The organism is Pedobacter sp., assembly GCF_035566355.1.
Lineage (GTDB): Bacteria > Bacteroidota > Bacteroidia > Sphingobacteriales > Sphingobacteriaceae > Pedobacter.
Map to the genome: position 1 here is coordinate 1 of NZ_DATMRL010000407.1, position 12,264 is coordinate 12,264.

A 12,264-nucleotide genomic window follows, 5' to 3' on the forward strand; every position below is an offset into this window, starting at 1 on the left:
CCTTTTAAATTCATTTCGGTTTGCCGGAGGTGATGTGTAGCGTGATAAGTCATCAAACAGAGCATTTCCCTTATGGTCAGGTTACCAAGTAATGGATGAGGTAAAACGAGATGATCTAACTCATCATCAGTATAATGATTGAGGAGCTGTTCTATGGTCTGTAAAAGCGCAATCAGTTGAGCAGACAATTCAACTTTATGATCCGGGTCAAATTTTTCGGGTACAAATCTTTCGGGTGCTTTGCCCCCGTTAGCAAGCGCTGTTTTATAATTTTCAATTACGTCGTCATAACCCAAAGATGGCCGGTCTATTTTTCCAAATTTCTGCAAGATAAAATCTTTTGAAGCCAGGGCCTGGGCAATTGGCTTTAAACATAAATAGACATGGTTGAGTTGTTGGCCGGGCGTCCACTTTCCATTGCGGCTATAGGAAAATTGTCCCGCTGCCAATGCAGCTATATAGTCAACGAGTTCCAGATGATTTTCGCGGAATTTTGCAATAAGTTCTTGCTTTGTCATGGTATCAGCTTTTGAGATGAGTTAACACATAAATTTAATCATTTACCTGATATAAAACCTGCCGACGGGTAATTTACATCATTAAATATCGATCCTCCTTCTCGCATTTCGGATTTGGTGCCTATGATCATAATAGCCTTGGTCGCCTTTTCATAAGGCGTCCAGTTTGCTGAGCCGATATGACCAGGAGATCTTCCTTTGATGAATTCTGACCAGGCCTTATGTACATCCTTTGCAAGTTCGTTTTCAATTGCTGTTGCTCGTTCCTTGCCGGCAACAGACCACACATAAGGCATTTCTCCTCCGTGTGTAGCACCTTTTCCACTTGCGCTGTAATCAAAACGATAGACCCAGAGCGGGTAGCCCAGGCTGGCTGCTGCATTTGCCAGTCTATAGGAGTGCAGTGTGTACATATATTGCGTAAGGATTTCTTTTGCGGCAGAATCTGCCTGATACTTCTTTCGCTCGTGGTGATAACTTTTCAATACGTAACGAAAATTATGACCAAACCAATCTTTGAGCACTTTTTTATCTGGCTTATAAAGTCTTTTGTCTATGTCCATAAACATTGTGCTTTCAAATTTATTGGTACCAATCAAAAATCTTTTGTTCTCACTCTGATTCATAAAACAGGTATAAGGATCGGAAGTAAACACCAATCCATCTTCCACAGGTCCAAAGTAGTTGGTCCCTTTTGCCCCACCACAAACTGCATCCTGGGCCGCCAGTAATTGATTGGTGCTTAGGTTCAGTAGCTCCGCAGGTCTACGGAGGCCTAGTTGCTTCAAAACCCTGGCCCTGATGGCCTTTGCTGTTGTGGTGTCCCGGATGCATTGAACACTTCCACTTTGGGCAATGATTTGCTGAAAGAGCCCTTTTGCCAAGGGTGTAACGCTGAGTGCACTGACCAGCTTTGCGCCTGCAGACTGTCCCATAATGGTTAGCCTTTCGGGGTCACCGCCAAAGGATTCGATATTTTCTTTTATCCATTTCAATGCCATGATGCAGTCCAGAACTGCATTGTTACCAGAGGTATGATAGGAACTGTCTACATCTCCTAAATAGAGAAAACCCATTACGCCAAGCCTGTAATTTATAGTCACGGTAACAATGCTGTCCCGATCGGAAAAAGAATGTCCGTTCTCTCCTGATCCCGATCCCCCAGTCATTCCTCCGCCATGTATCCAAACCACTACAGGTAGTTTTGAACCGGATTTCAGGGGTTGATAAATATTCAGACTCAGACAGTCCTCACTCCCATTAACAGCCTTTTTTTGCGAATTGTATTGAGCGGAAATTGAACCGAATTTTGTACAATCCAGTGTATCTGCCCAGCTTTTACGGGCCTTAGGCGCCCTAAATCTAAGTTGTCCGACCGGGGGCTGCGCATAAGGGATTCCTTTAAATACGGCACAGTTACCTTCTTTGAGACCTTTTATCAGCCCTTTTTAAAAGCGGACCAGGGTATCTTCCTGAGCATACATCAACAGGGGAAAAAGCATCAGCACGATCAGGATTATTCTCTTCATATACATTAAACTAAAAGACACCCCAATATAACACTTCAGGGAAAATTTTGTACTTTTCTTTTTTATGGAAGAAAAAGAGAATTTCCCTGTTCTTGGTATTACTGAGTTTCGGGATGAACTGCATTCAGACAGCAATTTTCAATACCATGAGCTTCATGGAAAAAAACAGATCGAAAAACCGCACAAACATGATTTCTTTGTTTTTCTTCTGTTTGAAAGGGGGAATGGAGTTCATACCATTGATTTTACCGATCACCAGGTTGCAGAACATCAGTTACATTTGCTCTTTCCAGACCAGGTACACCATTGGGTTTTGGGTGAGCAAACCAGAGCTTATCAGATCATGGTGAGCCGGGCAGTTTTCGAAACCTTTGCCAATGCTTTGCGTTTTTCTTTTGTTCTTTATCAGCACCATCCGGTGATGAGTTTAAAACCGGAAACATTCAAATGGTTGTTTTACGAATTTAAGGCTATAGAATATGAGCTCTCCCTGGCACCCACCATGTGGGAGATCATCAGATCTCGGATAGAAATTATTGCGCAAATGGTGAGCCGGGAGGCAGAACACGTGGTGGAAGATGTAAAAGTTTATCATGCAAAGCCCATTCTGTTTAAATACCTTTCTTTAATTGATGTTTATTTTAAAGAGCAAAAGCTGGTTGCCTTTTATGCGGAAAAACTGAACATTACGCCCAATTACCTCAATATACTCTGTAAAAAACATTTCCAGACCTCAGCGACTTCGGTGATCCAGAACCGCGTTATCCTGGAAGCCAAAAGATTATTGCTGACTTCCAAGCATTCTATCAAAGAGGTCGCTTATCATCTTGGCTTTCTTGACCTGGCTTATTTTTCGAAATTCTTTAAGCTTCAATCTGGAAAAACTCCGCGCGAATTCAGGGAGCAGTTATAAATTATACAAGTAGTGTCATGAATTTTACTATTTTAGAACCCATAGGGCAGATAACTTTGCATAAAACGTATAAGTTATGGCACCACAATCAATTTCGCGCAAAGACTTTATTAAAAACTCTTCAATTCTGCTTGCTGCAGGCGGCAGCTTGCTGAGTTCAGTTCCTGCTCTTGCCACAGAACAAGCCAAGCCTGCCATTACTGGTAAAGCGGTTAAGCTAAAGAATGTAAGGCTGGAAACTGGTTTTGAGTATAAAGAGGATGAGGTTAGCCATACCACAACCGATCTGTTCATCGTTGAGATTGATCATGGAAAAATCAAAGCCATTTTGCCGAACGACTCTAAAGCAGATGCTGTCGATGCAAAAGGATTATTAATGTTGCCGGCATTCAGGGACATGCACATCCACCTGGATAAAACTTATTATGGTCTTCCCTGGAGAGCAAATTCCAGCAAACGCAGAACGGTGAAAGACATGATTGCTTATGAGCAGCAGGTGATTCCGGACTTGCTGAAAACTTCTGTACCCCGTACAGAAAAACTGATTGAACTTTTACAGTCTAAAGGGACCAATTATGCCAGATCGCACGTCAATATTGAACCGACTTCCGGCCTTGACTCTTTGAGACACCTTGAACAGGCTCTTGCCAATAAAAAGGATTCCTTCCAGGCTGAACTGGTTGCCTTTCCTCAGCATGGAATCTATTACACTAAAACTGAGCCCCTGATGAAAGAAGCTGCGAAAATGAATGTTGATTTTATTGGTGGTCTGGATCCTTACAGTATTGATGGCAGTATAGAAAAACATATGGATTTCATTATACAATTGGCTTTGGACAACCATAAGGGAATAGACATCCACTTGCATGAATCCGGAGAATCTGGAATGAAAACAATTGAATATCTGATCAATAAGGTGATAGAAAATCCTGCTTTAAAGGGAAAAACCTTTGTTAGCCATAGCTTTGCCCTGGCGCATCTTGATCAGAAAAAAACAGAAGAAATTGCAGAAAAGCTGGGAAATGCACAGGTAGGTATTACCTCTACAATTCCTTTCGCAGGCACTATAATGCCTATTCCTACGCTTTATAAGTATGGCGTAGATGTAATGGCGGGTAATGATTGTATCGTTGACCATTGGAGCACCTTTGGTTCGGGAAGTATTCTGCAAAAGGTAAATCTTTCGGCTCAGCTTTATGGCTACCGCAATGAATTTGCGCTTTCACGCAGTCTGCGACTGGCTACACATAATATTCTTCCTTTAGATGACAAGGGCAATCAGCAATGGCCGAAAGCAGGTGATACGGCAGATTTTGTACTGGTGGAAGCCAGTTGTTCGGCTGAGGCTGTATCAAGAGTTTCTCCGGTGAAATCTCTGATACACCGCGGAAATATAGTCTATTAAGCAGATAGATACTGAACAACGGCCATTACAGGTCCTTCAACAATTTCTACTTTATGGTTTGTTTGCAAAGGGATTTGTGTATATCCCCCTGTTTCCAGGTAAAAACTGTGGCCGTCAACAGTACATTTACATTTTCCCCTAAGAATCAAAAAACTCTCATATACATCGTGGTGGGTTTCGTCTTCAATATCAACTGAAGAAACAACCAGTACCTGCGTCAACCCTGGCTGCTCTCCAATAGGCCCACAGAAGTTTTCGGCATGAAAGGCTTCGGGAAATTGATCTGCAACAAAGCGAAGCCACTCTTGAACATCCGAATTTTCGTTAACGGGTGTCAAGCTCAATGCTGTAGTACTGGTTTCCAGTATTCTGCGTTCAATTCTTTCCTGCAATCCGAACGAGGGTTCAACAGCATGTACCTGTGCATACGATTCAAGGGCCACTTCTATGGCCTCTATTTCATCATTAAGTTCTGGATATTTCAAAACCATATCCTGAACCTCTGCCCTTTCCTGTTCATGGAGCAGGTTCAAAACATAGAGTTCTAAAATACCACTTTCTATATAGGTTTGCAGGTTCAAGGTCTACGGAGTCTTTTTTTGAATGTTTGCAGCAGATAAAGATAAGATCTTTTATCAATGGATCTGGAAATATTCGCTCAATCTTCTTTAGGTGGCATAGCTGGTGCATTTCCATCACGAACTGCCCTATAGTGAGGCGACAGAATTTCAACCCCCGCTTCATTGAATACATCCAGTGTATTTCGATATAAATTGCTATAGATAACCGCTTGTTTATTGGCTTCTTTAATATACGTATTGAGCTGATAGGAGACATAAAAATCGTCCAGTCCGGTTTGTAAAATGAAGGGCTTGGGCTCTTTCAATACATCTTCGGTTCTATCTGCGGCCTCCAGCATCAGTTTATGAATGGTTGTCCAGGGGATATCATAGCCCAGGGTCATGGTGTAATTTAAAATTAAGCCTTCCCCTCCCTCTTTGGTATTGGTAGAATAATTTATGGTACTGGAGGAAAGGACTGTAGAATTGGGTACTGTAATGTCTTCATTTTTGATGGTCTTGATACGGGTTACCAGCATCGTTTTCTCCAGTACGTCACCTACCACATCTCCTATTTTAACCCGGTCTCCTACTTTAAAAGGGCGCATATAAGTAATCACCAGTCCGGCAACAATATTGGTAATGGCACTGGAAGATCCAAGAGATATTAAAATACCAAGAAAGACAGAAACCCCTTGAAATGCTGCAGATTTAGAGCCTGGCAAATAAGGAAAAACAATCACCAGCATAAAAGCATACAGCAAAATCCTCAGAATATTGAAGGTTGGAATTGCCCAATCCTTATGAAAACCATTAATTAGGATATGACCACGCCTGATCTCATTGAAATAATATTTCACGGCCCTGATGACATATTTAAAAATATAATAGATCACAATTACAGTAACCAAATCTGGCAAATAACTGAACACCGCATTAAAAGCTTTGGAAAGCGGGCTCAGTATCCATTGCAGCAATGTACCTGTCCATTGTTCGGTTTCAGGAAAAATACTAAACAACAAGGGTAAGGATAAATAGACCAGCAGAATGATCACTATAATGCGTACAACGTTATTTAACTGGAGCAATACTTTTTCCAGATGTTGTGGCGTGAAAAGCTTAATGGTGCCTAGTTTTAACCCATTAACATATTTAGACCGATATTTGGAAATCAATCCTGCAGATCTTCTGAACAACCGGTTTATCCCATATATAACAAACCACAAGAATATAATGATCACTAGTACCAGACCAATCCTTTTGAGCCAGTTGACCAGGCTGTATTCTTTTCTTTCTTTTGCGATGATCTCTTTTATTCTCCCAAGGTATTCTTTAGCAAGTACTTCATTAGTTTTATTGAGCCACAGCCCATCCGTATTGGCTACGGACAGAATAATATTCGTTTTTTTATAGGTCAGTTCGTAGGTTTCTTCATTTTGATTGATTGCCAAAGAATCTGCATGATAGAAAGGATCTTCATAAAGATTCTCAATCCTTTTGGTGATAGATTCTGCACGTTCCTGGGCATTAAAAGACCCTATCCCAGTATAGATATAGAACAGGGTATCCAGTTTCAATATGACCGGAAAACCTTTGGTTACTTTCTTCAGGGCCTGTATTTTTTTGACCTGTTCTATTTTCCGTATGGAATCTTTACTTGCAATCTCACGCAGCTGCTTCTCCAACTCTAAAGTTTTCTTTTTATCGCCAACTACGGTTTTCAATTCTTTTTCCAGCTGGATTTTAACCAGTGAATCAATTTGCTGCTGCTGATGATCTTTGACGATTAGCGCCTCTGTAACGACTAAAGAATCTGTTTTAGTGGATTCTGTTGGGCTTTGAGCATGGACTGTTACTATGTTTAGAAAGGAGATCATAACACATAACAGGGCAAAATTGAGATTGCGGTTAAACATAGATGAATATTTTCAGTATTGAACGGGCTTTCTATTCAAATTTAACATATTAAACCACATGTCATGAAAATACTATTTTTTAAATTTCCAGAGTATAATGATCAAGGCCAGTACAGGGGTTGAAGCAAAAGCTCCAAAGAGCCATCCGGCCGCGTGTTCTGCGCCTGCTATACCTCCTGGATTGGTGATGCCTGAAAAATTTGCAATCAGACCTGCAATAGCAGATCCAAAAGTTGTACCCAGTAATTGTACGGTAGATATCGAAGCCGAGGCTTTTTCCTCTTCACCTTTTGGCGCTGAGGACAACACCTGGGTAAGAATATGTGACCAGCCCATGCCAATTCCTGCGCCAATAAATACCAGCAACAGGCACATCAGTACAAAACCTGCACCACTTGCATTCGCTACATCCGGCACCATCCAGGAGAGTCCTGCCAAACCTGCAAATACCAGAACTGGCCCGGTAAGGATGACCATTTTGACATAGCGGACATTCAAACCAGAAAAGGCAATAGAACAAAGTGACCAGCCCAGGGCGATCAATACGGTAAGGTAACCTGCTTTTAGCGGAGAAAAATTGTGAATCAGCTGCAGAAAATAAGGAATCTAAATCTCCACAGTTCCAGACAGTGTTAATAAAACCACCACAGCATATGTTGCACCAAGTAAAGTCGAAATTTTATAGGCACCAGTGGGAAGCAATCGTTCGGAAGAACTTTTTTCCCCTCTGATCACCATGCCCAATAAAATCATGGCAACAATTACCCCAGCCGCATTTAGGCTGAGATGCTCAGAAACACTCCCGGCAGAAATGGCCAGGGCTGCAAGCAGAATAAGAAATAATTTATAAAAAGGAATAGTTGCGGTACTTAAGGATTTTTGCTTCTTAGGCAGTACATTCTCTGTCAGCACAATCAATGATAATGCGATGACCAACAGCGTTACAAAAGCATACCGCCAATGGCTGTATTCTGCAAAAATGCCTCCAAAGAACGGCCCCAGGAAAGCGGAAACACCCCACATTGCAGACACCAGGGCCATAGCCCTTGACCAAAAGCGTTCTTCATACACAATACTGATCATAGCATAAGATAAAGCCACCAGCAGACCACCTCCTATCCCCTGAATAAAGCGGCCGGCCAGGAGTACATACATCACTGGTGCAATTGCACAAATCAGGGCACCTATAGCAAAAAGAACAATCGCCAATCGGTATGCCTTTCTCGGGCCCATCTTAGCGAGTGTTACTGAAGAAACAACAGATCCAATGATGGCCGCCACGACATACATGGTGGTCGCCCAGGAATAGAAGGACAGTCCGCCGATATCCTTAGTCACAGAAGGCATAATAGTTGTTGCCAGATACACATCTGTCGCATGTAACATCACGCCTCCAGCCAAAGCAATAGATTTTAGCCCATTTTTTCCAGACAATAAAGCTGCCCAGCCTTCTTTTTCTTGTTGCTCAGGTTTCATGCCTGCAAAGCTAACACTTCGCTATAATAAAACAAGTAAATACTTTGTTTATTAAACTTAGCTGACTTTATTTTCAACGGAGTTGCTTAACCAGCTTTCCTTCATAAAATGTAGAAGGATATAGGCTAATATTACAACTGGAAAGTAGGGAAGCAAGAACAAGCTATCATCAGGTTGTAAAGAACTGCCCCTAACTTCTATAAAGCCGGAACCATTCTGACTGATGTGTCTGGGAATATAGGTCTGGGCAAAGTTCCAGCCTAAATGAAGTGCAATCGGCAAACACAATGATTTGGTTCTGATATAAGCCTCGCCAAACAAAAGGGATCCCAGACCGGTGGAAAGCACCGTAAGTATCATCATTCCAATGCTCATATTCCAGTGCAGATGCATGACACCAAATGGAATAATAACGACAACCTGTGCCACCCATTTTCCGTAATTGTTGAGCAAGGTTTGGAATGGATAACCTCTGTAAGTAAATTCCTGTACAAATACAGAAAGCGCACAGGAAACAAATGCCATTAAAATCTGAATAGGATCAATGTTTTTGGTCAGTATCCAGTGTTGCCCGGTTAGTCTGTTCGTGACCACCGCAGTACCCAGCAACAGGATTGCGCCCGCTAAAAAACCAAATAACAACTGCAAATAATGTTCTCTCTTTTGCGGATAGAAGTTCAGAGAGGATAAGGTTTTACCTTCGGTACGAAGCAGTAACCAGGAAGTGACGAGAGAAATTAAAAGATAAAAAAACAAATTATTCAGGACAGGATAAAAAGTTGTGGAGACAAATGTAGCGGCCCATAAAACAATAAAGAAGCTGGCTACTTTTAAAAATGGATGTTTCATTTTCTTTTTTTTGAGCAAATAAAGCGGCCCGGAAATAGACGAAAAAATAAATCCGACAAGAGTCCCTGTTTTCCCGGTGAATACTTTCAGAACAACGACGAAATATGTGCTTTTAAAGGTTTTTTTTCTGAGTTTGTCGTATATTTTAGCATTGTTGAATAGAATTAGGGAATTTAGCAACCATGAACGCATCTGTAATTCTGGACCAGATATACAAAAACAGGAAACTCCATATACTGGCTCATGTGGTATTTTGGTTGTGCTTCCTGCTCCTTCGCTGGTATTTAACAACCATATCCTTTAATGTGTACAGGGTTTTGCCCGGAGAGCACATTTTATGGCTTAACCTTTCTTCAGTTGGTTGTTTAGTTATTTTCTATTATGCCTTGATTTATTTCCTTGTGCCTTTTTACTTAAAAAAGAAAAAATCCATACCTGCACTATTTGCTGTTTTGTTCCTCTTTATCGCTTATACGATACTGGATACTTATCTGGAAACGTATATAATCTCTGCATGCAGTACCTGCAAACAGATCATGCAAACACACAATGCAGATTATTATCAATTCCTGCATATGGATTTCTCTAATATAATTTTCAAAAAGGTATTGAGTTTTGGTGTACTTATCGGACTGTTGTTTAACATTAGTGTTCCTCTTGGTCTTCGGTATGCAATAAAGACCTTTAAGCAAAACATCATGGCTTTAAAAATGTCCCGGGACAACATTCAACTGGAATACAACTTTTTAAAGGCACAGATTAACCCTCATTTTTTATTCAACACACTGAATAATATATATGGCCTGGTGCTACAGGACAACAAGGAAAAATCAGCAGCTTTAATTGCAAAACTTTCTGAATTTATGCGGTATACCTTGTATGAAGCGGACCAGGAGAAAATGCCTGTTCAAAGGGAGATTGAACTTATAGAGGATTATATTGAGCTGGAAAAAGTGCGGTTAAATTTTACCAAAACTGAACTAAAGGTTCATATGGATAAGATGATTCTTTTGATTCCTCCTCTTTTGTTCATTCCCCTGGTGGAAAATGCTTTTAAGTTTTGCCCGGATCAGGCCGGATCGGTTATTGAAATAAATTTCCAAATAGACAGCAAGCAACTGGTCTTCAATTGTACCAACAGCATTGCAAAAATTAGTGTAACAGCTCAGGAGGATGGCGGGATCGGATTACAAAATCTAAAAAAAAGACTGGAACTTTACTTCGCAGACAAACATCAATATAAAGTTGTGGTCACTGCAACTGAATATATTACAACTTTAATCCTTGAACTATGAGCTTAATCAAATGTATGATTGTTGATGATGAACCCATTGCAAGGGATATTCTAAGTCAGCATATCCAGACTACAGAAGGGCTTCAGCTTGTAAAGACTTGCATGCATGCTGTAGAAGCTTATGAGGGCTTACATGAATTCCAGATAGACCTGGTGTTCCTGGATATCCAGATGCCTTTACTGACGGGAATCGATTTTTTGAAATCTCTTGCACATCCGCCATTGGTGGTATTTACAACCGCCTATACAAATTATGCGCTGGAAGGATACGAGTTTAATGTAGCAGATTATTTGCTGAAACCGATTACCTATGAAAGATTTTTACAGGCTGTTCAAAAAGTAAAATCCAGAATGGCTGGGTTGAAAACAAAGGAAGAGGTGATTCAAAAACCACACTATATATTTATCAAATCAAACGGCAAACTGATCAAAGTAGATTATCGGGACATATTATATCTTAGGGCTGACGGGGACTTTACCTGGTTTAAGGTACAGCAAAAAGAGATCTTCGCCAGTGTTTCTTTAAAAGATTTTGAAGAGAACAATACTTATCCTTCGCTGGTCCGGATCCATCGATCCTTTATGGTTAACCTGGCCAGAATTGATGCCGTTAAGGGAAATATGGTGGAGATCAATAAAGAAGACATTCCAATTGGATCGATCTACAGAACGGCGCTCTTAAAAACTATGGGCATGTAAAAACCCCTTATCGGCTATAGCCAATAAGGGGTTTTCTTATTTATTTTTAAATTATCTCGAATAATTTGGAGCTTCTTTAGTGATGGAAATATCATGAGGATGGCTTTCTCTCATTCCTGCTGCTGTAATTCTTACAAATTTAGCTTTCTGCAGATCTTCAATAGTTGCTGCCCCGCAATAATGCATCCCAGCCCTTAGTCCGCCTACATACTGGTAAATAACTTCTGCTAAGGTTCCTTTATATGGAACGCGGCCAACAATACCTTCAGGTACCAGTTTGGTCACAACATCTTCTTCATCCTGGAAGTAACGGTCTTTGGATCCTTGTTGCATGGCCTCTACAGAACCCATTCCGCGGTAAGATTTGAATTTACGTCCTTCATAGATAATAGTTTCGCCTGGAGATTCCTCTACACCTGCAAATAAAGAACCGGCCATAATAGAGCTCGCACCTGCTGCAATGGCTTTAACAATGTCGCCGGTTTGCTTAATCCCACCATCAGCAATCACCGGAATTCCTGTACCAATCAGGGCTTGTGCACATTCGAAAACGGCATAAAGTTGAGGAACACCTACACCGGCAATAATTCTTGTGGTACAGATAGAGCCAGGTCCAATACCCACTTTTACAGCGTCTGCACCCGCAGCAGCTAAAGCTCTTGCTGCATCAGCAGTTGCAATATTTCCTGCAATGACCTGCAAATCAGGGAATCTTTGTTTGATGGCAATAACCATATCAATTACCCCTTTGGAATGTCCATGAGCTGTATCAACAGTAACAACATCTACGCCAGCCTGCACCAATGCAGCTACACGATCAATGTTATCTGCTGCAACACCCACCGCAGCACCTACACGTAAACGGCCTTTTTCGTCTTTACAGGCTTTAGGGTAATTTTTATATTTCTGGATATCTTTAAAAGTAATTAAACCTGCCAGATGTCCATCTTTACTGATTACGGGAAGTTTTTCGATTTTATAGTCCTGCAAAATCTCTTCTGCCTGCAACAAGGTTGTTCCTTCTGCTGCAGTGATCAGATTTTCGCGGGTCATTACTTCCGCAACAGGGCGGTTCATGTCTTTCTGGAAACGCAAGTCTCTGTTG

Annotated in this window: 12 protein-coding genes; 4 read left to right on the plus strand and 8 right to left on the minus strand. The window is 41.1% G+C overall.

The annotated features are described in order from the left end of the window. A partial coding sequence (locus VNZ46_RS15760; protein WP_325561021.1) for a DinB family protein occupies window positions 1-518 on the minus strand: 518 nt, incomplete at its 3' end. 38 nt (window positions 519-556) lie between these two features. After that, window positions 557-1,960 (minus strand): carboxylesterase/lipase family protein, encoded by a 1,404-nt coding sequence (locus VNZ46_RS15765; protein WP_325561031.1) that lies wholly within the window; start codon window positions 1,958-1,960, stop codon window positions 557-559. A 151-nt stretch (window positions 1,961-2,111) separates the two neighbouring features. Here VNZ46_RS15765 and VNZ46_RS15770 point away from each other — a divergent pair, with 151 nt between their 5' ends. Continuing rightward, entirely contained in the window at window positions 2,112-2,960 is an 849-nt protein-coding gene (locus VNZ46_RS15770; protein WP_325561022.1) for a helix-turn-helix transcriptional regulator, read from the plus strand. A 76-nt stretch (window positions 2,961-3,036) separates the two neighbouring features. Beyond that, a complete protein-coding gene (locus VNZ46_RS15775; RefSeq protein ID WP_325561023.1) occupies window positions 3,037-4,365 on the plus strand; it encodes an amidohydrolase in 1,329 nt (442 codons plus the stop codon). On the opposite strand, the gene VNZ46_RS15780 is transcribed toward VNZ46_RS15775, so the two are convergent. The 5 genes from VNZ46_RS15780 to VNZ46_RS15800 all read right to left on the minus strand — a co-directional run bounded on the left by VNZ46_RS15780 (window position 4,362) and on the right by VNZ46_RS15800 (window position 9,166). Continuing rightward, window positions 4,362-4,946 carry a hypothetical protein gene (locus VNZ46_RS15780; RefSeq protein ID WP_325561024.1) on the minus strand — a complete coding sequence of 195 codons (585 nt, stop codon included), beginning with the start codon at window positions 4,944-4,946 and terminating at the stop codon, window positions 4,362-4,364. The genes VNZ46_RS15775 and VNZ46_RS15780 overlap by 4 nt on opposite strands. Window positions 4,947-5,023: 77 nt before the next feature. After that, on the minus strand, window positions 5,024-6,841 hold the full coding sequence (locus VNZ46_RS15785) for a mechanosensitive ion channel family protein (RefSeq protein ID WP_325561025.1): 1,818 nt from the start codon (window positions 6,839-6,841) through the stop codon (window positions 5,024-5,026). A 72-nt stretch (window positions 6,842-6,913) separates the two neighbouring features. Further along, window positions 6,914-7,447, minus strand: coding sequence for an MFS transporter (locus VNZ46_RS15790; protein WP_325561032.1), 534 nt, complete (start codon window positions 7,445-7,447; stop codon window positions 6,914-6,916). Then, on the minus strand, window positions 7,448-8,317 hold the full coding sequence (locus VNZ46_RS15795) for an MFS transporter (RefSeq protein WP_325561026.1): 870 nt from the start codon (window positions 8,315-8,317) through the stop codon (window positions 7,448-7,450). Between the two features lie 57 nt (window positions 8,318-8,374). After that, window positions 8,375-9,166: a type II CAAX endopeptidase family protein gene (locus tag VNZ46_RS15800; RefSeq protein WP_325561027.1), complete on the minus strand. Its 792-nt coding sequence runs from the start codon at window positions 9,164-9,166 to the stop codon at window positions 8,375-8,377. A gap of 182 nt (window positions 9,167-9,348) precedes the next feature. Between VNZ46_RS15800 and VNZ46_RS15805 the strand changes: the two genes are divergently transcribed. Next, the gene (locus VNZ46_RS15805; RefSeq protein ID WP_325561028.1) at window positions 9,349-10,461 is read left to right on the plus strand and encodes a sensor histidine kinase; all 1,113 of its coding nucleotides are present in this window, start codon (window positions 9,349-9,351) and stop codon (window positions 10,459-10,461) included. Next, window positions 10,458-11,159, plus strand: coding sequence for a response regulator transcription factor (locus tag VNZ46_RS15810; protein ID WP_325561029.1), 702 nt, complete (start codon window positions 10,458-10,460; stop codon window positions 11,157-11,159). The genes VNZ46_RS15805 and VNZ46_RS15810 overlap by 4 nt, the downstream gene beginning before the upstream one ends. Before the next feature lie 51 nt (window positions 11,160-11,210). Here VNZ46_RS15810 and guaB read toward each other — a convergent pair. After that, window positions 11,211-12,264, minus strand: a 1,054-nt coding sequence (guaB, locus tag VNZ46_RS15815) for an IMP dehydrogenase (protein ID WP_325561030.1), incomplete at its 5' end; no start/stop codon positions are given.